We start from the raw sequence: 19564 nt of genomic DNA, 5'->3' as shown, positions 1-19564 counted from the left end.
AACAAGAACATGGCACTTACCCGCGAACAAATGGCTCAACGCGTCGCCCGCGAAATGCAGGACGGCTACTACGTTAACCTCGGCATCGGCATTCCGACTCTGGTCGCCAACTACATCCCCGAAGGCATGGAAGTCATGCTGCAATCGGAAAACGGCCTGCTCGGCATGGGCCCTTTCCCGACTGAAGACACCATCGACGCCGACATGATCAATGCCGGCAAACAGACCGTAACTGCGCGCATCGGCGCATCGATTTTCAACTCCGCCGAGTCCTTCGCCATGATCCGCGGCGGCCACGTCGACCTGACCGTGCTCGGCGCCTTCGAAGTCGACGTACAAGGCAACATCGCCTCGTGGATGATCCCCGGCAAACTGGTCAAGGGCATGGGCGGCGCGATGGACCTCGTAGCCAGCGCCGACAACATCATCGTCATCATGACCCACGCGTCCAAGGACGGTGAGTCCAAGTTGCTGAGCCAATGCAGCCTGCCGCTGACCGGCGCCGGGTGCATCAAGCGCGTCCTGACTGACCTGGCCTACCTGGAAATCGAAAATGGCGCTTTTGTCCTCAAGGAACGCGCACCTGGCGTCAGCGTCGAGGAAATCGTCGCCAAAACCGCTGGTAAGCTGATCGTCCCGGATCACGTACCAGAAATGCAGTTCGCTGCCGAGTGAGGAATTCGAAAATGCAAGACGTCGTCATTGTTGCCGCCACGCGTACCGCGATCGGCAGTTTCCAGGGTTCGCTGGCCAGCGTCTCCGCCGTGGATCTGGGCGCAGCGGTCATCCGCCAGTTGCTTGAGCAGACCGGTCTGGACGGTGCCCAGGTCGATGAAGTGATCATGGGCCAAGTGCTGACCGCCGGCGCCGGCCAGAACCCGGCGCGCCAGTCGGCGATCAAGGCCGGTCTGCCCCACGCCGTACCGGCCATGACCCTGAACAAGGTCTGTGGCTCGGGCCTCAAGGCCCTGCACCTCGGCGCTCAGGCGATCCGTTGCGGCGACGCGGACGTGATCATCGCCGGTGGCCAGGAAAACATGAGCTTGGCCAACTATGTAATGCCGGGCGCGCGCACCGGTCTGCGCATGGGTCACGCACAAATCGTCGACACCATGATCAGCGATGGCCTGTGGGATGCGTTCAACGATTACCACATGGGCATCACCGCCGAGAATCTGGTCGAGAAATACGAGATCAGCCGCGAACAGCAAGACGCCTTCGCTGCCGCGTCGCAACAGAAAGCCGCCGCCGCCATCGAGGCCGGTCGTTTTGTCGATGAAATCACCCCGATCCTGATCCCGCAGCGCAAAGGCGATCCGGTGGCGTTCAAGGTCGACGAGCAGCCACGCGGCGACACCACCGCCGAATCCCTGGCCAAGCTGCGTCCGGCCTTCAAGAAGGACGGCAGCGTCACCGCCGGCAACGCTTCGTCGCTGAACGACGGCGCGGCTGCCGTGATCCTGATGAGCGCCGAAAAAGCCAAGGCCCTGGGCCTGCCGGTGCTGGCGAAAATCGCCGCCTACGCCAACGCCGGCGTCGACCCGGCGATCATGGGCATCGGCCCGGTTTCCGCCACTCGCCGCTGCCTGGACAAGGCCGGCTGGAGCATCGGCCAACTCGACCTGATCGAAGCCAACGAAGCCTTCGCCGCACAGTCCCTGGCGGTGGCCAAGGATCTGCAATGGGATCTGGACAAGGTCAACGTCAACGGCGGCGCCATTGCCCTCGGTCACCCGATCGGTGCGTCGGGCTGCCGTGTGCTGGTGACCTTGCTGCACGAAATGATCAAGCGTGATGCGAAAAAGGGTCTGGCGACCCTGTGCATCGGCGGCGGTCAGGGCGTGGCCCTGGCACTGGAACGCGCTTAAGCGCAAAAGAGGTTCAACAGCGGGCGGCGGATCCACGACATCCACTGCCCGTTGGCAACAAACCCGGTACGACTCACGTCGCACCGGGTATTTTTTTGCCCGGACGTCAGGCGAACTTCACCAGATTCAGCACCGGCAACGGCCCGCCCGGGAACTGCACCAGCCGCGCGCCCACGCTCAATTCGCCCAGATCGATACCGAAGAAGCCGAGCTGATCGATCAGCGCACCCACTTCCGCCTTGGCCTGCGCATCATCCCCGGACAGGAACAACACGCGCTTGCCACCCTCCGACGCCGGATCCGCTTCCAGCAAGCGTGCCAGCAAATGGTTGAACGCTTTGACCACCCGCGCACCCGGCACCCACTCGGCGAACACTTCGCTGGAAGGTCGACCCTGCAAGTCCACCGGTTTGAACGACGGTGCTTCAATCGAGTTGTTGGCGTCGATGACGATCCGTCCGCCGAAGTCCGGCAGCCCGGCCAATGCCGTCGGCAGTTTCGACCAGTTCACCGCGACCAGCACGATGTCTTGGGCCGCCGCTTCTTCACGGGTAACGGCACGGGCAGTCGGGCCGAGTTCTGCGACCAGTTCAGCCAGGGTCTCCGGCCCGCGACTGTTGGCGATGACCAACGGGATGCCCTGACGCGACAAGGCTTTGGCAAACGCTGAACCGATGGCGCCGGCGCCGATGATTCCGATAGTGCTCATGGTGTTCTCCTCAAAGTGGGGTAAGACTCGAAACGAATCTTGCGCTTGCCATTCCCACTTGATTAGCCGGTAATGCCTTGAATGATCTTCAAGTATCACTATCAGGTCGAAATCCATGGAAACCCTCGCCAATCTCGAATCCTTCGTTCGCAGCGCCGAGACCGGCAGCTTCTCTGCTGCTGCGCGGTTGCTGGCGCTGACTCCGGCGGCGGTCAGTCGCAACGTGGCGATCCTTGAGCGCAACCTCGGCGTGCGGCTGTTTCAGCGCTCGACCCGCAAACTATCGCTGACCGAGGCCGGTGAGGGTTTTCTGGCGAGTATCGGCGGCAACCTCGACGCCTTGCAGGCAGCGATTGCGACGGTGGCGACCGAGCGCGGCGAGCCGGCGGGTGTGCTCAAGATCAGCCTGCCGCCGACATTCGGCATCGATCACATGCTGCCGCTGCTGCCGGAGTTTCTGGCGCGTTATCCTCTGATTCGCCCGGAATGGCACTTCGAAAATCGTCAGGTGGATCTGATCGCCGAGGGTTACGACGTGGCGATTGGCGGCGGGTTCGAACTGACGCCCGGCGTGGTCGCCCGGCCATTGTCGTCCGCCGAAGTGCTGGCGGTGGCGTCGCCGGCGTATCTGGCGGGCCGCACACTGCCGAGACATCCGGCCGATCTCGCCGATCACCACGGCATCGTCATGCGCGGCCTGCGCACCGGACGCCTGCGCCAATGGCAGATGCACAACGAAGCCGGCGAACAGGCCAGCGCCCTGCTCAACCCGAACATCGTGCTGAATGATCCGATGGCCATGCGCAAGGCTGCGCTGCTGGGCTTGGGCGTGACGATGCTGGTGCTGCCCGATGTCAGCGCGCAGATCGAACGCGGTGAACTGGTGCGACTGTTGCCCGACTGGCAATGCGATGCCGGCGCGATTTCGCTGTACTACCCCAGCCGTACCTTGCTGCCGGCCAAGACCCGGGTGTTCATTGATTTTGTAGTCGAAGCGTTTGGCTCATGATCGTAATGATCGCCCCACGCTTCACGCATGATCGTTCCCACGCTCCGCGTGGGAATGCAGCCCGGGACGCTCTGCGTCCCATTGGAACGCGGAGCGCGGGGCCAATCATGCCGATTACGCCGCCAATTGCAGAATCAACCAGGCATTCGCCCCGCTGATCACCAGAAACAATCCCCACGCGAGAACCTTGGTTGGCAACCGATTCACAAACGGCCCCATCAGTTGCTTGTCGTTGGTCATGCGAATCAGCGGATACAGCGCAAACGGCAATTGCAGGCTCAGCACCACCTGGCTCAACACCAGCAACTTGCCCACCGCGCCGTCACCCATCAGCCACACGCCGATGAACGCAGGGATCAGCGCCAGCCCACGGGTGATCAGACGTCGCTGCCAGCAAGGGATCCGCAGTTTCAGATAGCCTTCCATGATCACTTGCCCGGCGATGGTGCCGGTGAAGGTCGAACTCTGCCCCGAAGCCAGCAGCGCCACGCCGAACAGCACACTGGCCAGCGCGCCGCCCACCAGCGGATCGAGCAAGTGATAGGCGTCCTGGATGTCGACCACGTCGGTGTGCCCGGACTGATGAAAGGCTGCCGCCGCGAGAATCAGGATCGCCGCGTTGACCAGCAACGCCAGCGCCAGCGAGCCGATGGTGTCGATGCGCGCCAGTTTTACCGCATCCTGCTTGCTGGCCAGATCCTTGCCGATCAGCCGTGTCTGCACGATCGAGGTGTGCAGGTACAGGTTGTGCGGCATCACCGTGGCACCGAGGATGCCGATGGCCAGGTACAACGGCGCGGCATCGCTGATCGCCGACAGTGAGGGTTTGAAGCCTTGGGCGACGTCCGGCCAGTACGGTTTGATCAGCAGCAGCTCGACGAAGAAACACGCGCCGATGGTGCCCACCAGCACCAGCATGATCGCCTCCAGCCGGCGGAAACCGCGGTTTTGCAGGGCCAACACCAGCAGCGTATCGAATGCGGTCAGCGCGATGCCGAACGTCAGCGAACAACCCAGCAACAAGTGAAACGCCAGTGCGCAACCAAGCACTTCTGCCAGGTCAGTGGCGATGATCGAGATTTCCGCCAGCACCCATTGCAGCCGCGCCGTCGGAGTGCTGTAGCGTTCGCGGGAAAGCTGCGCCAGATCGCGCCCGGTGGCGATGCCCAGCCGCGAGCACAGGCATTGCACGACCATGCCCGCCAGACTCGCCAGCAACACCACGAACAGCAAGCTGTAACCGAAACGCGAACCGGCCTCGATGGCGGTGGCCCAGTTGCCCGGATCCATGTAGCCGATCGACACCAGCAAACCGGGGCCGGCAAAGCGCAGCACGCGTTTGAAGAACGAGGCGTTGGGATCGACCGGGACACTTCCGGCCACTTCCGGCGGGCAGAACGGCGCCGTGGCGATTTTGGGCAAGCTGAACTTCACAAACACATCCAGAAACAAGTCGAAAGGCGCAGCTTAGACGTTTCAGTCGGCAGGCCCAAGCGCCGATGTGCTGCGTTCAGGGTTGGGCAGTACCCAGCAATTGCCGGCGCAGTTCGGGATTGCGTGTGCGTGGATCCAGCCAGATGTTGAAAAAAGCCTGGGCGAACAACGGGTCGTTGATTTCGTGCTGCAACTGTTGGCCAACAAAGAACCGCGCGCCCTGCCCCGGCAGATACACCCCCGTGATCCGCGTGCCGGCCTGCACGTCGACGAACGATTGCTGCATCTGGGCCTGCCACACCGCCAGTTGCGCAGGACTGATGGAGGCGCCTGCCAGGCGTTTGATCTCGTCGACGCTGGCCTTGACCAAATCTTCGCGGGACACGCTGCGCCGGTAGATCAGCTCCAGGGCGAAGGGCTGACCATCGGCCAATGGACGCGCGGCGCTCCACAACCGGGCGTTGTAAACGTCGAAACCGAAAATGCTGAAATCGCCGGTGCCAATGATTTGCGCACCGGGCACCACGTCTTGCCAACTGGCCCAGGTGGGTGTCAGCAACAAGGCCCACAAGCCGATCCCGCAGCATCCACGCAACAACTTCGGTGTACTGCTCATTGCGGCATCGACTCCGGTAAACCCTGATACCCAAAGCATAGTCGGCAATCGCACCCATGTTTTTGTATACATGTTTTGCATGCATATGCAGCAATCCGTGAACCACAATGCTAACGTGGCCCTCATTGACCCGACGGAGACACCTGCGTGCTGATCCTCAAACTGCTGCTGATTCCCGGTTTCCTGCTGCTGATTTCCCTCGCGGGCAAGCGCTGGGGCCCCAGCGTCGCCGGGTGGCTGTCGGGATTGCCGGTGGTGGTCGGGCCGATCCTGTTTTTCCTCGCCATCGAGCAAGGGCCGGCGTTTGCCGCGCAATCGGCGGTCGCGGCGCTGTCGGCCATGTTTGCGATGATCGCGTTTTGTGTCACTTATGCGCAGGTGGCGCAGCGGGCGAACTGGCCGCTGGCATTGATAGTTTCTTTATCGGTCTGGGCCGTGCTGGCGCTGATTCTGTCGCTGATTCCCGCGTCGTTGTCTTTCTCGATTGTCGCTGCTGCGACCGCCCTCCTCGCCGCGCCGTACCTGTTTCCCAAGGTGCAACCGGTCGTCAGCGGCCCGGCGCCGAAGTCGGACAAACTGATTTGGCGGATGATTGCCGGCGCGGCATTGACGCTGGTGGTGACAATGCTGGCCAGCACCGTCGGCGAGCGCTGGAGCGGTCTGCTCGCGGTGTTCCCGGTGTTGGGCAGCGTGATGGCGGTGTTTTCCCAGCAGACCCGTGGCCCGGCGTTTACCGCCGCGTTGTTGCGGGCGACGGCGACGGGGATGTATTCGTTTTCGGCGTTTTGTCTGGTGCTGGCGCTGACGGTTCCCAATCTGGGTTTCGGTGGTTTCGTGGTGGCCGTGGCCGTTTCGGTGGCGATGCTCGGCGTCACTCGACAGCTGTTGGCCAAACCGGCGCCGGCGCCATCACCGAACTGAACCCGCCCGGACAAACCGCTCTGGAGTGCCAGGTGTGCTCCGTGGGATGATCGCCGCCCAAGCGCGACCCATCCCTCGGAGATTCGAATGTCATTGCTTTGCAAGAAAGCCGCCGTCCTGTTGTTGGCCGCGGTGGCCGGTTTCGGCGCCATCAATGCTCAAGCGGCCAAGGCCAAAGAGAAGGCTGTCACCGAGAAGGTCTCGATGCTCGACGGCAAATTCAGTTTTGTCCTTCCCAAGGGCTTTGTCGCCGACCCTCTGCCCGCCGGCCCGACCGGTGCCAAAGGCACGATGTACACCAACCAGACGACAAAGACCGTGGTCATCGCCGCCGAAAACCAGATTCCCGAAGGCAACAACGTCAAGGACAACGACAGTGCGTTCCTCGACGGCACGGTGTCCGACTTCATCGACGCCCAGCGCAAGGCCCTGCCGGACTTCAACAAGCTCAGCGAAAAGAGCCTGACCCAGAAAGGCAACGGCCTGGGCCTGCGCCAAGTCGACAGCACCGCCACCCAGGGCGGCGGCCAGACCCTCAACACCACGTTGCTGGCCGGTTCCGGCACGCGCATGGCGCTGGTCCAGGTGATTTCCCGGGCCAGCGACAAGAGCGGTCACGAAGCGCTGGTGAAAACCATCCTCAAGGAAAAATGATCCTCACGGGTTGAGTTGCTGCAACCAGTCGTTCAAATCCCGAAGCTCGGCCGCGCTGATGCTGTGGCCGACGCCGGGATAGGCATGAAATTGCGTTTTGTACGACAGCTTCTGCAACAACGCATCGGCTTCGGTGCCACCGCTGTACGGCACCCGGTCATCCGCCGTGCCGTGGCCGATGAAGATTTCCAGCGGCGGATGCTGTTGCTCCGACTTCAGCTCGCTCTTGAGCACCGGCAACACCCGCCCGCTCAACGCCGCGATGCCACCCACCGCCGCAGGCTGCCGCAACCCGACCTCATAGGTCATCATCGCGCCCTGGCTGAAACCGATCAGGTACACCTTCTCCGGTTGCGCGTGATATTTCTGCGCCGCAGCGGCGATAAAGGCCCGCAGTTTCTGGCTGCTGGCCTTCAGATCATCAGTCTCGCCGTTGTAGGCACCTTCGCCTTTCTTGCGAAACCACTGGAAACGCCCTTCTCCCAACGCCATCGGTGCCTGCACCGACAGGTAGTTGTACTGCTTGGGCAGCTGAAATTTCATACCGATCAAGTCTGCTTCGTTGCTGCCATAGCCATGCAGGAAAATCACCAGCGGACGCGGTTCGGCGTCCGGGTGCACCTGTGCCAGGTAGTTGAGCGGCAGATCGTTTTGCAGCGAGGTCTGAGCCTGAACGGCAGTGGACGCCAGCAGCGTCAACAGCGCAAACACCTTCAACATAAGCCTTCCTTCACACAGTGCAGGGTTCGGAGCAGAGCCTAACACTGTGATCCGGAGGATAGGGTGTCAGTCGTTGATCAGCTTCCCGACTCGAATCGGCTCACGCCCCGCCACTTTCGCCTGCCAGATCCCCGGCTGGGTGTAGCGTCCGCGATCGATGGCGAACAACACGCCGCTGGTGCCGGCGCGAACGGTGGTCACGCGGTCGTTCAGCGGATCGACCACTTCGAACAGCGCATCGCCACGCTCGACCCACTCACCTGCATCCCGCAGGAAACTCACCACGCCGTGGTGCGGGGCGAACAGGTATTCGGTGCCTTCGAACGGCATGCCTTCGCAGCATTCGTCCGGCGCTTTCGGCCATTCGCCGCTGATAAAGCCCTGCTCGGCCAAGAAGCCCAGGATCGCCTCGCAATTGGCCTGGGCCTGATCGACGCGGGTGTCGCCCATGCTGCCCAGTTCCAGGGTGGTGGCGAGGTTGGCCGGCGGAATCGCCGCGTTCGGGAAGGCCCGGGCCAGGCGCAACCACGGCGACGAGCAGGATTCATCGAACGAACTGCCGCCGGAGTCTTCACACAACAGCGCCACGCCAGCCTTCAGCCGTGCGGCGAGGGACTGCCACTGTGGCCAGTGCTGCGGCAGTGCATAAATATGAATTGCGGCGTCGAAGTCGCAATGCAGATCGAGGGTGATATCGGCCTCGCAGGCGTGGCGCAGCAACAGTCGGTGCAGCGCTTCCAGTTGCGATGCCGGGGCCGGCAGTTCGTCGAGTACCTGCCCCATGGTCTGGCGGATCAGCGCGATGTTGGCTTCCGCATCACTGCCCAACTGATGCCCGATGCGCTCGGCCACCGGCGCACTGAGTTCCACGAAGGAGCGGTTGAAGTTCTTGCCGCTGCCCAGCTCGAAACGCCCCATGTGGCTGCCTTGCAGGTGCTGATCGAGACCGATCGGGTTGGCCACTGGCACCAGTTCTATCACGCCTTGCAACTGGCCGTTGCTCTCCAGCTCGGCCAGGCGTTTTTTCAGTTCCCACGCGGTGCGCATGCCCGGCAGTTCATCGGCGTGCAGGCTGGCCTGGATGTAGACCTTGCGCGGGCCGGCGCCGTAACGGAACACGCTCAGAGAACGTTCGCTGCCCAGGTGGCTCCAGGGCAGAAGATGGTCGATGCGTTGCATGGGGAACTCCGGGAATTCTGTGGTCGTTGCCGGGGCAATGACTGCATTGAAAATGTGCTGACAGGATAAATCACGGGCGAAAAAAAAGTGGCCACCGCGTCAACGGGGCCACTTTTTTCTACGGCGTATTAATGGCCGTACACGTCAAAGTCGAAGTACTTGTCCTGCACTTGCTTGTACTTGCCGTTGGCGCGGATTTCGTTGATGGCGGCGTTGAATTTCTCCGCCAGCTCGGTATCGCCTTTACGCACCGCAATACCGGCGCCACCGCCGAAGTACTTGGCGTCTTCGTAGGTCGGGCCGACGAATTCGAAGCCTTTGCCGGCGTCGGTTTTCAGGAAGCCGTCGCTCAGGTTGACCGAGTCGGCCAGCATCGCGTCGATACGACCGGAGACCATGTCCAGGTTGGCTTCCTGCTGCGAGCCGTAACGCACCAGCTCGATCCCGGCCGGCACCAGCACTTCGGTGGCGTAACGGTCGTGGGTACTGGCACGCAGCACGCCGACTTTCTTGCCTTTGAGCTCGACCAGCGGGTCTTTCACGCCGGAACCGGCCTTCATCACGAAGCGCGCCGGGGTGTGGTAGTACTTGATGGTGAAATCGACGTTTTTCTTGCGGTCGTCAGTGATGGTCATCGAGGACAGGATCGCGTCGATCTTCTTCACTTTCAACGCCGGGATCAGGCCGTCGAACTCCTGCTCGACCCAGGTGCATTTGACTTTCATCTGCTCACACAGCGCGTCGCCGATGTCCACGTCGAAACCGGCCAGTTTGCCGTCAGGGGTTTTCATCGAGAATGGCGGGTAACCGGCTTCGATACCGATACGGATCGGCTTGGCGTCTTCGGCCACGGCGGTCAGGGACAACATCGACAGTGCCAGGGCACCGAACATAACCAGCTTTTTCATTTATTACTCCCGTGTGCGGAGGCTTTTATTGGCAGCTTTCGATTGTCAGGTTCGGCCTTGGGCTGTACAGCGCAAAAAAACCGAAGTGGCCGGCAGTCTATGGCGGCGCGCACGGGGCAAATTGTTTTTAAGCGACAAATACTTACAGAAAATCGGCGAGTGCCATCACGTGGGAAAAGTGTGCGCCGGAGCGGTGCGAGGGTTGTAGGACAAAGCCGACAAAAGTGCCGCCGAAGCGGCAACCCTCCGGCTATCAGCAATCGCAGGCGATCGGCGCGGTGGCGACGCGTGGTGTCGCGACACTCAACTGAAAGCCTTCATCCAGCCACCCGGTCACCCCGCCGATCATCTCTTTGACCGGATAGCCCAACGCCGCCAGCTTCACCGCGGCCTTATTGGCACCATTGCAGTGAGGGCCGGCGCAATAAACCACGAAAAGCGTGTTTTTTGGGTAGTCCACCAGCCCTTCCGCCGTCAGCAAACGCCCGGGAATGTTGATCGCCCCTGGCACATGTCCACGCTCGAAGGCCAGCGGCCCGCGCACGTCCACCAGCACAAAGTCGACTTCGCCGGCCTGCTGGCTGCTGAAGACATCGGAACAATCGGTTTCGAAGGTCAGACGGTTGCTGAAATGCATCAGGGCAATGGCCGAAGGCGCTGCAGGAATCTCGCGAACCAGGCTGGGCATGTTGAATCACTCCGTTGTCGGTGGGGATGAACAGACTTTATCGAGGCGCCGCTTGCCGCTACAGTGGCGCACAAGACACTCACCGGGAATTTTCCGCCAAATGCCTGATTCACCTGGATTGGTCGCGATTCTGGCCTACGACGGCCTCTGCACATTCGAGTTCGGCATCGCCGTGGAGATCTTCGGCCTGGCCCGGCCGGAGTTCGATTTCCCTTGGTACGCGCACTGCATTGCGGCGGTCGATCAAGGGCCGATGCGCGCGATGGGCGGGATTCAGGTGCTGGCGGACGGTGGTCTGGAATTGTTGGCGGATGCGCGGACCATCATCATTCCCGGCTGGCGCGACCGAAATGCGCCGGTGCCGGAAGCCTTGCTTGAAGCATTGCGTGATGCCCATTCACGCGGCGCCCGGTTGCTGTCGATCTGCTCGGGCGTGTTTGTTCTGGCGGCCAGCGGCCTGCTCGACGGTCACGGCGCCACCACTCACTGGCGCTACACCTCGGAGCTGGCCGAGCGCTTTCCGGCCATCGATGTCGATCCGGATGTGCTTTACGTGGATTCCGGCCAATTGATTACCTCGGCCGGCAGCGCGGCCGGGATCGACGCCTGCCTGCACCTGGTGGCACGGGACTTCGGCACCCAGATCGCCAACTCGGTGGCCCGACGACTGGTGATGTCGCCGCAGCGCACCGGCGGTCAGGCGCAATTCATTCCCACCCCGGTCAGCCCGACGCCGCGCAGCGATCTGTCGCGCGTGATGCAGTGGGCCCGCGAGCGCCTGCACGAACCGCTGGAAGTGCGCGATCTGGCCAGCGAAGCGGCGATGAGCGAACGCACCTTCCTGCGCAAATTCAGCGAAGCCAGCGGCCAGTCACCCAAGGCCTGGTTGCAACACGAACGTCTGGCCCGAGCCCGGGAATTGCTGGAAAGCACGCCGCAGAACACCGAGCAGATCGCCTTGCGCTGCGGTTATCGCTCGGTGGAAAGCTTTCGTGTGGCGTTTCGCAGCGTGGTCGGGGTGCCGCCGTCGGTGTATCGCGAACGCTTTGGTCGAGAGATCAAGGCTTGCGCAACAGATAAGTGTCCATGATCCAGCCATGCTCGACCCGCGCAGCTTTGCGCACCCGCTCGATCTCATCGGCAACGTCGCTGAGCTTGCCATGGATGAGGATTTCGTCCGGCGTGCCGAGGTAGGCGCCCCAGTAAATCTCGGTCTCCCGATCCGCCACCTGGTGGTAGGAATCTTCCGCGTCGAGCATCACCACCAGACTGTCCGTGTCACTCACCTGCCCCGCCGCCAGGCGTCGGCCGGTGGTGATCTCAATCGAGCGGCCGATGGTGTTCAACGGCACCTTGTGTTGCGCCGCCAAGGCCTGAACGCTGGTGATGCCGGGAATGACCTCGAATTCAAACGCACATCGCCCCGAGGCCAGAATCGCCTGCAGGATGCGAATGGTGCTGTCGTACAACGCCGGGTCGCCCCACACCAGAAAACCGCCGCACTGCCCGTCAGACAATTCGTCATTGATCAGGCGTTCGAAGGTTTGCTGCTTGGCGCGGTTCAGATCATCGACGCTGGCGCTGTAGTCCACATCGCCACGCTCGCGTTCCGGGCTGTGGGCTTCGGCGAAACGGTAGGTACGATCGGTGATGTAGCGTTCGCAGATTTCTCGCCGCAGGTCGATCAGCTTGTCCTTGCTCTGGCCCTTGTCCATCAGGAAAAACACGTCCACCCGATTCAGCGCCTTCACCGCCTGCATCGTGATGTAGTCCGGGTTGCCGGCACCGATGCCGATCACCAGCAATCGCTTCATTGCTCTGCTCCTTCCAGATTCATGCCGGACAAGCGTAGCCGCCAGCGCCCGGTAAACCGCAGATCGACCGTGGCCAGTGGCTCGACATCGATGCTGTGAAACGCCTCGCCCTGCACGACCTGCATCAATGCAGCACGAATCACGAACGGATGGGTAACCGCCACCACGTGCCCCGGGGTGGCTTGCAGTGCAACCAGCCACGCCGCCACTCGCTCGCGCAGTTGCGCCACCGACTCACCGCCATGGGGGGCGGCGTGCGGATCTTCGAGCCAGGCTTGCAAGGCCTCGGGTTCGTTCCGTTGCAAATCCTTGATCGACTGACCTTGCCAGCGTCCCCAGTCGCAATCACGCAGGGCCTGATCGATTTGCGCTTCATGGCCAAACCACGCCGCTGTCTGGCGAGTGCGCAGTTCCGGGGCGCAAATCAGACGCGATGCTGTGTCGAAACGCAAAGCCAGCGAGCAGGACGCCAGCGCCGTTTCTTCAACAGGTTCGTTCGTAGGAAAACACGCCAATTTTTGTGCGACGGTTCTGGCATGGCAGATCAATGTCAAACGGGTGGTCTGCACGGGAAGTCACTCGGCTGGAAAACAAGACGGTCATCGACAAAGTCGCTGATGCGGCGGCAATTGTGCCGTAAACCGGGAGGCTCCGGACAAGTCGATTGATGCCTTAAGCATTTGAAAGCGGCAATGTCTGACACCACGATGGGCAATGGACTACAAGACTGATCGACATCCGTGTAGCCCTTGCGTTACGGGCATTGCGCCCCATTTTGGGGCCTGGTCTAAACGCCGAAAAATTCGCTAGACATGTAGCGCCAGTTACATAAATACTGTTTTAACGGATTGTGAAGCGAATTCAACACCCCATCCAGCAGGAGCCCGGATGCCCCCTTTAAGAGACCTGATCACCGACCCCGGCCTTGACCTGACGCCGTCGGAGCGCAAAGTCGTTCGCGCCTTGCTCGATCAGTATCCACGCAACGGACTTGGCCCGATGGCGCGCCTGGCCGAACATGCCGGCGTCAGCGATCCGACCATCGTGCGGCTGGTGAAAAAACTCGGCTTCGGTGGTTACGCCGACTTCCAGGACGCCCTGCTCAGCGACATGGACCATCGCCTGCGCTCGCCGCGTACCCTGTTGCAGCCGCGCTCGCATCAGAACAAGGACGACGCCTGGAGTCACTATCTGGCTCACAGCCACAATTTACTGGCCGAAACCCAGGCCCTGACCCAGCCGGAAGACGTGCGCATTCTCGCCGACTGGCTGCTCGACACCCGGCATCAGATCTACTGTTTCGGTGGACGCTTCAGCAGTCTGATGGCGACTTACCTGCTCAATCATTTGCGCTTGCTGCGCCCCGGTTGCTTTGCGCTGGAGGACAACGCGCAACTGCCCGACCGCCTGTTCGACCTGCAACGTCAGGATGTGGTGCTGGTGTTCGACTATCGCCGTTACCAGACCCAGGCCTTGCGCGTGGCCAGCGCCGCGAAAAACAACAACGCTCGCGTCGTGCTGTTCACCGACATCTATGCCTCACCGCTGCGCGAACTGGCCGACATGATCATCAGCGCCCCGGTGGAGTCGGCTTCGCCGTTCGACACGATGGTCCCGGCGCTGGCTCAGGTTGAAGCGCTGATTGCCTGCCTGACCCTGCGCAGCCCGGACCTGGCCGATCGCCTGGAAGGCATCGATGCCCTGCGCAACGACTTCGACACCCACTTGCTGGAGGATAAATAAGGATGTTCAGCCTTCCCCATCGCTCGCCACGGGACCTGCCGTTTGTCACCGACCACACCGCCCTGTTGCTGGTGGACATGCAGCGTGCCTGGCTCGAGCCGCAGTTCGACCCGCACCTCGAAGGCCCGGACGCCGCGTACTTCCTCAACCGCACGCGCTCGCAAGTGGTGCCCAATCAAGTCCGCCTGCTCAAGGCCTTCCGCGACGCTCGGCAGAACGTGCTGCATACCCTGATCGAAAGCCTCACCGCCGATGGCCGTGACCGCTCGCTGGATCACAAACTGTCGGACATGCACCTGCCCAAGGGCAGCCCGCAGGCACAGGTGATCGCCGAACTGAGCCCGGTGGAAAACGAAATCGTGCTGCCGAAGACCTCTTCCGGCGTCTTCAACTCGACCAACATCGACTACGTGCTGCGCAATCTGCAAACCCGTCACCTGATTATTGCCGGGATCGTCACCGACCAGTGCGTGGACATGGCCGTGCGCGACGCCGCCGACCGTGGCTACCTCGTCACTCTGGTGGCGGACGCCTGCGCGACCTGGACCGAAGCACGTCACGACGCCTGCCTGAACGCGATCAAGGGCTACTGCTGGATCACCGACACCGACACCGTGCTCGGCCGGTTGCAGGAGATGCAGCCATGAGCGAGCGCCTGTCGCCGTTGCCGATGACCACCATCGTCACCACCGACCTGATCGGCGTCACCCGTGGCCGTTCGTTTCCCACCGATGAGCTGGAGCACTATCAGGCCGCCGGTTGTGGCTGGGTGCCGGCCAACAGCGCGCTGACGCCGCAGGACATCATCGCTTCGACCAGTCCGTGGGGCGCTTATGGCGACCTGCGGCTGATTCCCGATCTGGCCAGCCGCGTCACCGTCGGCAACGGCCCGGACGCCGCAGCGCCGGCGCTGGATTTCATTCATGGCGACATCCGCGAGACCGATGGCCGGCCATGGGCGGCCTGCCCGCGCACGCTGTTGCGCAACGAGGTCGAGCGCTACCGCGATGAGCTCGGCTTGCAGGTCAACGCCGCGTTCGAACACGAATTCAACCTGCACGCCGGGTTTGCCGAACATTTGGCGTTCTCGCTCGAAGCCCAGCGCCAGGGCGCCGAATTCGGTGGCTGGCTGCTCAGCGCGTTGCGCGCCGGGGGCGTCGAGCCGGAAATGTTCCTGCCCGAATACGGCAAGCACCAATACGAAATCACCTGCCGCCCGACCCTTGGCGTGGCGGCGGCAGATCGCGCGGTGAACGTGCGCGAGATCACCCGCGAAATCGCCCGGCAGATGGGCCTGGATCTGAGCTTTGCGCCGAAGACCGCTGCCGACGCGGTGTGCAATGGCGTGCACCTGCACGTCAGCCTGCTCGATCTGGCCGGTCAGCCGATGTTCTACGACGCCGGCACCAGCAATGGCCTGTCGACCCTCGGCCAGCATTGGGCGGCGGGTGTGCTGCATTACTTGCCGGCACTGTGCGCGTTCACTGCACCGACGCCGGTGTCGTATGAGCGTTTGCAACCGCATCACTGGAGCGCGTCCTACGCCTGTCTGGGCCAGCAGAATCGCGAAGCGGCGCTGCGCATCTGCCCGACCGTGAGCGTGGGCAACAAGCCCGTGGCGAGGCAATACAACCTGGAATTCCGCGCCATGGACGCCACCGCCTCACCGCATCTGGCAATGGCTGCGCTGCTGATCGCCGGACGCCTGGGCATCGAGCAGCGTCTGGCGCTGAACGCGATCACCGATGAAATCCCCGATTCACTCAACGACGAACAACGCAAGGCCCGGGGCATCGTTGCCCTGCCCGCCTCCCTGGCCCAGGCACTGGATTGCCTGCGTCGCAGTGAAGCGCTGGTCGAAGCGCTGCCAAGCGCGTTGCTCGATACTTTTTTCGCCCTTAAAACCGAGGAACTGGCGCTGACGGAACAGCTCTCGCCCGCTGATCTTTGTGAGCACTATGCACGCCTGTACTGAATCCGTTGAGCTTGGGTTGTACACCCGACCGGTCTACAACCTGAGCCGTGAAGATTCGACGCACCCGCTGATTCTGGTGTGCGAACACGCCAGCCGCTACATCCCCGAGGCCCTGAACAACCTGGGCCTGGATGACACGGCCGCGCGCGAACACATCGCCTGGGACATTGGAGCCCTGGCGCTGGCCGAGCAACTGTCGGAGCAACTGGGTGCGACGCTGCTGAGCGCCAACTATTCGCGCCTGCTGATCGACCTCAACCGCCCCCGGCATGCGGCCGACAGCATCCCGGCACAGAGCGAGATCTATCAGGTGCCGGGCAACCGTGAGCTCGACGAGGCCACCCGCGAATACCGTCGCCAGTGCCTGTTCAAGCCGTTTCACACGCGGCTGCAACAACTGATCGATGCACGTCTGGCCGAAGGTCGACCGGTGCGGGTGGTAGGGATTCACAGTTTCACCCCGGTGTATTACGGCCAGCCGCGCGAGCTGGAAGTCGGCGTACTGTTCGGTCAGGCCCGGGCCTATGCCCAACGGATGCTCGACGGTCTGGAGCGACATCCGCTGAAAGTCGCCGGCAACCAGCCGTACAGGATCGACCCGCTGGGCGACATGACCGTGCCGGTGCACGGCGACGCCCGGGGCCTCGATTCGGTGTTGATCGAAGTGCGCAACGACCTGCTGCGCAGCCCGGAAGCGGTTTCTCGCTGGGCGAATTATCTGGCACCACTGCTGTAAAAAATGTTGTAACCACTGCTGATGCTGTAAACGACGGACCGATATAACAACTAAAACGACCGATTGGCTGACAAGGAGTTGCGCTTCATGGAAATAGAAGAGTTCGGCTACAAACAGGAGTTGAAACGTAGCCTGACACTGACCGACCTGGTGGTGTACGGGATGATCTTCATGATCCCCATCGCCCCGTTTGGCGTGTATGGCTACGTCAACGCCGAGGCACCGGGGATGGTGCCTCTGGCGTACATCATCGGCATGGTGGCGATGGTTTTCACCGCGCTCAGCTACGGCAGCATGGCCCGAGCCTTTCCGATTGCCGGATCGGTGTATTCCTACGCGCAACGGGGTCTGAATCAACACGTCGGCTTCATCGCCGGCTGGCTGATGCTGCTCGATTACCTGCTGATTCCGCCGCTGCTTTACGTCTACGCGGCGATGGCGCTCAACCATCTGTACCCGGACATCCCGAAAGTCGGCTTCATTCTGGCGTTCCTGGTCAGCGCGACCTTCGTCAACCTGCGCGGCATCACCTTCACTGCTCGCATGAACATCCTGTTTCTGCTGGCGCAACTGGTGGTACTGGGGATTTTCCTGTTCTACGCCTGGAACGCCCTGCACAACGGTGGCGGCAACGGCCAGTTGACCCTCGCGCCGCTGTATCACCCGGAAACCTTCAACTTCGCCCTGCTGATGCAAGCGGTGTCGATTGCGGTGCTGTCGTTCCTCGGCTTCGATGCGATCTCCACCCTCGCCGAGGAGATCAAGGGCGATCCGGGCCGCAGCGTCGGCAAAGCGGCGTTGATCACGCTGGTGGTGATGGGTCTGATTTTCGTCGCGCAAACCTGGATCGCTACCGATCTGGCAGCGGGCATGGGCTTCAAGTCCGCCGACACTGCGTTCTATGAAATCGCCGAAATCGCTGCCGGCAGCTGGCTCGCGACCTTGACCGGCGTGGCCACGGCCCTGGCCTGGGGCGTGGCGGTGGCAATCACTTCGCAAGCGGCGGTCTCGCGCCTGCTGTTCGGCATGGCCCGCGACGGCAAGTTGCCGAAAGTGCTGGCCAAGGTGCACCCGAAACACAACACGCCGTACCTGAGCATTTATCTGGTGGCCGTGCTGTCGCTGGTGATCTGCTACCTGTTCATCAATTCGGTGGACACCCTGACTTCGCTGGTCAACTTCGGCGCCCTGAGCGGCTTCATGCTGCTGCACCTGACCGTGATCAATTACTACTGGCGCCGGCAGAAATCCGGCCAGGTGATCCGTCACCTGATCTGCCCGGTGATCGGCTTCATCATCGTCGCGGCCATCATGTACAACATGGGCGTCGATGCACAAAAACTCGGCCTGATCTGGATCGCACTGGGTCTGGTGTACCTGTTCTTCCTGAACAAGCTCGGCGCCAGTACCGCGCTGCCTGACCCGAGCAATGGCTGACAAGAAAAAGAGCGGCGTCTGACAACAAATCAGGCGACCGCCGCTTTAACGCGTGGAAACCGACAGTGATAGTCAGGTTCGGCGAATGGGCCGAACCTTTTGATACAGGAGTGCATCCATGCTGGTCTTACGTCCAGTCGAGCCAAACGACCTGCCTCAATTGCAACAATTGGCGCGCGACAGTCTGGTGGGCGTCACGTCCCTGCCGGACGACAGCGAGCGCCTGGGCGAGAAAATCGCCGCGTCCTGCGCCTCGTTCGACAGCGATGCTGAGGCCCAGGGCCCGGAAAATTACTTCTTCGTACTGGAAGACCTGGGCAGCCGCCAACTGGTTGGCTGTTCGGAAATTCTCGCCACCGCAGGTTTCAACGAGCCGTTCTACAGTCTGCGCAACCGCCACTTCACCAGCGCCTCGCGGGAGCTGAATATCGAGCACGGCGTGCCGGCGCTGTCGCTGTGTCACGACCTGAGCGGGCATACGCTGCTGCGCGGTTTCCACATCGACGCGGCACTGGTGCGCACGCCGTTTTCCGAATTGCTGTCGCGGGCACGGCTGCTGTTCATCGCCGGCCACGCGCCTCGATTTGCTGAAGCGGTGATCACCGAAATCGTCGGTTACAGCGACGAGCAAGGGCATTCACCGTTCTGGGATGCGCTGGGCAAACATTTCTTCGACCTGCCCTACGTCGAGGCCGAGCGCCTGTGCGGCTTGCAGAGCCGTACGTTTCTCGCCGAGCTGATGCCGCAATACCCGATCTACGTACCAATGCTGCCGCAAGCGGCGCAGGACTGCATCGGCCGCATCCACCCGGACGGTCAGGAAGCCTTCGACATCCTCGAGCGCGAAGGTTTCGAAACCAACAGCTACATCGACCTGTTCGATGCCGGCCCGACCTTGTATGCACGTACCGCCAACATCCGTTCGATCGCGCAGAGCCAGACCGCCACGGTTCAGGAGCAATCCCTGATTGATGCCCGCGGTCGCTATCTGGTGAGCAATGAGGCGCTGCATGGCTTTCGGGCGGTGGTCGCCGAGCTGGATTTCCAGCCCGGTCAGCCCCTGGCGCTTGACCCGGCCCTGTGCGCGGCGCTCAACGTCCGCACTGGCGGTACGATCCGGGTAATCGCCCTGTGAACCGCGCCCCTACCCAAC

At 62.1% G+C, this 19564-nt stretch carries 21 protein-coding genes; 12 read left to right on the top strand and 9 right to left on the bottom strand.

The annotated features are described in order from the left end of the window. Positions 1-9: 9 nt before the first annotated feature. Complete coding sequence (locus tag ACM6JM_RS01245) at positions 10-675, top strand: CoA transferase subunit B (RefSeq protein ID WP_039767826.1); 666 nt, start codon at positions 10-12, stop codon at positions 673-675. Positions 676-686: 11 nt separating this feature from the next. Continuing rightward, positions 687-1868, top strand: coding sequence for an acetyl-CoA C-acetyltransferase (locus tag ACM6JM_RS01240; RefSeq protein WP_039767824.1), 1182 nt, complete (start codon positions 687-689; stop codon positions 1866-1868). A gap of 106 nt (positions 1869-1974) precedes the next feature. Here ACM6JM_RS01240 and ACM6JM_RS01235 read toward each other — a convergent pair whose 3' ends face one another. Continuing rightward, a complete protein-coding gene (locus ACM6JM_RS01235; RefSeq protein ID WP_011333514.1) occupies positions 1975-2577 on the bottom strand; it encodes an NADPH-dependent F420 reductase in 603 nt (200 codons plus the stop codon). A gap of 115 nt (positions 2578-2692) precedes the next feature. Between ACM6JM_RS01235 and ACM6JM_RS01230 the strand changes: the two genes are divergently transcribed. Continuing rightward, positions 2693-3586, top strand: a complete 894-nt coding sequence (locus ACM6JM_RS01230) for a LysR family transcriptional regulator (protein ID WP_103387117.1) — start codon at positions 2693-2695, stop codon at positions 3584-3586. 114 nt (positions 3587-3700) lie between these two features. Here ACM6JM_RS01230 and ACM6JM_RS01225 read toward each other — a convergent pair whose 3' ends face one another. Together ACM6JM_RS01225 and ACM6JM_RS01220 are read right to left on the bottom strand one after the other, a co-directional pair. Continuing rightward, positions 3701-5020 (bottom strand): Nramp family divalent metal transporter, encoded by a 1320-nt coding sequence (locus ACM6JM_RS01225; protein ID WP_039767861.1) that lies wholly within the window; start codon positions 5018-5020, stop codon positions 3701-3703. A 76-nt stretch (positions 5021-5096) separates the two neighbouring features. Beyond that, complete coding sequence (locus ACM6JM_RS01220; RefSeq protein ID WP_039767821.1) at positions 5097-5636, bottom strand: chalcone isomerase family protein; 540 nt, start codon at positions 5634-5636, stop codon at positions 5097-5099. Positions 5637-5783: 147 nt separating this feature from the next. Between ACM6JM_RS01220 and ACM6JM_RS01215 the strand changes: the two genes are divergently transcribed. Together ACM6JM_RS01215 and ACM6JM_RS01210 are read left to right on the top strand one after the other, a co-directional pair. Continuing rightward, complete coding sequence (locus tag ACM6JM_RS01215; protein ID WP_414881179.1) at positions 5784-6557, top strand: hypothetical protein; 774 nt, start codon at positions 5784-5786, stop codon at positions 6555-6557. Between the two features lie 87 nt (positions 6558-6644). Next, positions 6645-7211, top strand: coding sequence for a hypothetical protein (locus tag ACM6JM_RS01210; protein ID WP_064595309.1), 567 nt, complete (start codon positions 6645-6647; stop codon positions 7209-7211). Positions 7212-7214: 3 nt separating this feature from the next. Here the strand turns inward: ACM6JM_RS01210 and ACM6JM_RS01205 are convergent, their stop codons facing one another. The 4 genes from ACM6JM_RS01205 to ACM6JM_RS01190 all read right to left on the bottom strand — a co-directional run bounded on the left by ACM6JM_RS01205 (position 7215) and on the right by ACM6JM_RS01190 (position 10706). Further along, entirely contained in the window at positions 7215-7931 is a 717-nt protein-coding gene (locus ACM6JM_RS01205) for an alpha/beta hydrolase (RefSeq protein ID WP_414881178.1), read from the bottom strand. Positions 7932-7997: 66 nt separating this feature from the next. After that, positions 7998-9110 carry a succinylglutamate desuccinylase/aspartoacylase family protein gene (locus ACM6JM_RS01200; RefSeq protein WP_414881177.1) on the bottom strand — a complete coding sequence of 371 codons (1113 nt, stop codon included), beginning with the start codon at positions 9108-9110 and terminating at the stop codon, positions 7998-8000. A 128-nt stretch (positions 9111-9238) separates the two neighbouring features. Next, positions 9239-10018 (bottom strand): ABC transporter substrate-binding protein, encoded by a 780-nt coding sequence (locus ACM6JM_RS01195; protein WP_039767817.1) that lies wholly within the window; start codon positions 10016-10018, stop codon positions 9239-9241. 253 nt (positions 10019-10271) lie between these two features. Continuing rightward, positions 10272-10706, bottom strand: a complete 435-nt coding sequence (locus ACM6JM_RS01190; protein ID WP_039767816.1) for a rhodanese-like domain-containing protein — start codon at positions 10704-10706, stop codon at positions 10272-10274. Positions 10707-10806: 100 nt separating this feature from the next. Between ACM6JM_RS01190 and ftrA the strand changes: the two genes are divergently transcribed. Continuing rightward, complete coding sequence (gene ftrA, locus ACM6JM_RS01185; protein WP_039767815.1) at positions 10807-11796, top strand: transcriptional regulator FtrA; 990 nt, start codon at positions 10807-10809, stop codon at positions 11794-11796. Here ftrA and cobF read toward each other — a convergent pair. Both cobF and ACM6JM_RS01175 read right to left on the bottom strand, forming a co-directional pair. Next, positions 11765-12520, bottom strand: coding sequence for a precorrin-6A synthase (deacetylating) (gene cobF, locus ACM6JM_RS01180; protein ID WP_039767814.1), 756 nt, complete (start codon positions 12518-12520; stop codon positions 11765-11767). The two genes, ftrA and cobF, sit on opposite strands and share 32 nt — an antisense overlap. Then, complete coding sequence (locus tag ACM6JM_RS01175) at positions 12517-13089, bottom strand: histidine phosphatase family protein (RefSeq protein WP_414881176.1); 573 nt, start codon at positions 13087-13089, stop codon at positions 12517-12519. The genes cobF and ACM6JM_RS01175 overlap by 4 nt, the downstream gene beginning before the upstream one ends. Before the next feature lie 319 nt (positions 13090-13408). On the opposite strand from ACM6JM_RS01175, the gene ACM6JM_RS01170 reads away from it, so the two are divergent. The 6 genes from ACM6JM_RS01170 (at position 13409) to ACM6JM_RS01145 (ending at position 19546) form a co-directional block, all read left to right on the top strand. Beyond that, positions 13409-14263, top strand: a complete 855-nt coding sequence (locus ACM6JM_RS01170; protein ID WP_039767812.1) for a MurR/RpiR family transcriptional regulator — start codon at positions 13409-13411, stop codon at positions 14261-14263. Between the two features lie 2 nt (positions 14264-14265). Beyond that, the gene (locus ACM6JM_RS01165; RefSeq protein ID WP_039767811.1) at positions 14266-14910 is read left to right on the top strand and encodes an isochorismatase family cysteine hydrolase; all 645 of its coding nucleotides are present in this window, start codon (positions 14266-14268) and stop codon (positions 14908-14910) included. Next, positions 14907-16238, top strand: coding sequence for a glutamine synthetase family protein (locus tag ACM6JM_RS01160; protein WP_163974621.1), 1332 nt, complete (start codon positions 14907-14909; stop codon positions 16236-16238). The genes ACM6JM_RS01165 and ACM6JM_RS01160 overlap by 4 nt, the downstream gene beginning before the upstream one ends. Beyond that, entirely contained in the window at positions 16222-16974 is a 753-nt protein-coding gene (locus tag ACM6JM_RS01155; RefSeq protein ID WP_285414258.1) for an N-formylglutamate amidohydrolase, read from the top strand. The genes ACM6JM_RS01160 and ACM6JM_RS01155 overlap by 17 nt, the downstream gene beginning before the upstream one ends. Positions 16975-17061: 87 nt before the next feature. Further along, entirely contained in the window at positions 17062-18411 is a 1350-nt protein-coding gene (locus ACM6JM_RS01150) for an APC family permease (RefSeq protein ID WP_414881175.1), read from the top strand. A gap of 118 nt (positions 18412-18529) precedes the next feature. Continuing rightward, positions 18530-19546 (top strand): arginine N-succinyltransferase, encoded by a 1017-nt coding sequence (locus ACM6JM_RS01145; protein ID WP_039767807.1) that lies wholly within the window; start codon positions 18530-18532, stop codon positions 19544-19546. The last annotated feature ends 18 nt before the right edge of the window (positions 19547-19564 follow it).

This window comes from Pseudomonas sp. IT-P2, from assembly GCF_949767575.1.
GTDB lineage: Bacteria > Pseudomonadota > Gammaproteobacteria > Pseudomonadales > Pseudomonadaceae > Aquipseudomonas > Aquipseudomonas pharyngis.
This window is presented reverse-complemented; position numbering and strand designations above follow the sequence as displayed.

What these genes read in the sequence shown, in the direction of transcription:
- ACM6JM_RS01240 (WP_039767824.1), top strand. Translation starts at nt 687, where the DNA reads ATGCAAGACGTCGTCATTGTTGCCGCCACGCGTACCGCGATCGGCAGT.
- ACM6JM_RS01190 (WP_039767816.1), bottom strand. Translation starts at nt 10,706, where the DNA reads ATGCCCAGCCTGGTTCGCGAGATTCCTGCAGCGCCTTCGGCCATTGCC.
- ACM6JM_RS01165 (WP_039767811.1), top strand. Translation starts at nt 14,266, where the DNA reads ATGTTCAGCCTTCCCCATCGCTCGCCACGGGACCTGCCGTTTGTCACC.
- ACM6JM_RS01160 (WP_163974621.1), top strand. Translation starts at nt 14,907, where the DNA reads ATGAGCGAGCGCCTGTCGCCGTTGCCGATGACCACCATCGTCACCACC.
- ACM6JM_RS01210 (WP_064595309.1), top strand. Translation starts at nt 6,645, where the DNA reads ATGTCATTGCTTTGCAAGAAAGCCGCCGTCCTGTTGTTGGCCGCGGTG.
- ACM6JM_RS01220 (WP_039767821.1), bottom strand. Translation starts at nt 5,636, where the DNA reads ATGAGCAGTACACCGAAGTTGTTGCGTGGATGCTGCGGGATCGGCTTG.
- ACM6JM_RS01245 (WP_039767826.1), top strand. Translation starts at nt 10, where the DNA reads ATGGCACTTACCCGCGAACAAATGGCTCAACGCGTCGCCCGCGAAATG.
- ftrA (WP_039767815.1), top strand. Translation starts at nt 10,807, where the DNA reads ATGCCTGATTCACCTGGATTGGTCGCGATTCTGGCCTACGACGGCCTC.
- ACM6JM_RS01170 (WP_039767812.1), top strand. Translation starts at nt 13,409, where the DNA reads ATGCCCCCTTTAAGAGACCTGATCACCGACCCCGGCCTTGACCTGACG.
- ACM6JM_RS01145 (WP_039767807.1), top strand. Translation starts at nt 18,530, where the DNA reads ATGCTGGTCTTACGTCCAGTCGAGCCAAACGACCTGCCTCAATTGCAA.
- cobF (WP_039767814.1), bottom strand. Translation starts at nt 12,520, where the DNA reads ATGAAGCGATTGCTGGTGATCGGCATCGGTGCCGGCAACCCGGACTAC.
- ACM6JM_RS01235 (WP_011333514.1), bottom strand. Translation starts at nt 2,577, where the DNA reads ATGAGCACTATCGGAATCATCGGCGCCGGCGCCATCGGTTCAGCGTTT.
- ACM6JM_RS01230 (WP_103387117.1), top strand. Translation starts at nt 2,693, where the DNA reads ATGGAAACCCTCGCCAATCTCGAATCCTTCGTTCGCAGCGCCGAGACC.
- ACM6JM_RS01205 (WP_414881178.1), bottom strand. Translation starts at nt 7,931, where the DNA reads ATGTTGAAGGTGTTTGCGCTGTTGACGCTGCTGGCGTCCACTGCCGTT.
- ACM6JM_RS01195 (WP_039767817.1), bottom strand. Translation starts at nt 10,018, where the DNA reads ATGAAAAAGCTGGTTATGTTCGGTGCCCTGGCACTGTCGATGTTGTCC.
- ACM6JM_RS01155 (WP_285414258.1), top strand. Translation starts at nt 16,222, where the DNA reads ATGCACGCCTGTACTGAATCCGTTGAGCTTGGGTTGTACACCCGACCG.
- ACM6JM_RS01200 (WP_414881177.1), bottom strand. Translation starts at nt 9,110, where the DNA reads ATGCAACGCATCGACCATCTTCTGCCCTGGAGCCACCTGGGCAGCGAA.
- ACM6JM_RS01150 (WP_414881175.1), top strand. Translation starts at nt 17,062, where the DNA reads ATGGAAATAGAAGAGTTCGGCTACAAACAGGAGTTGAAACGTAGCCTG.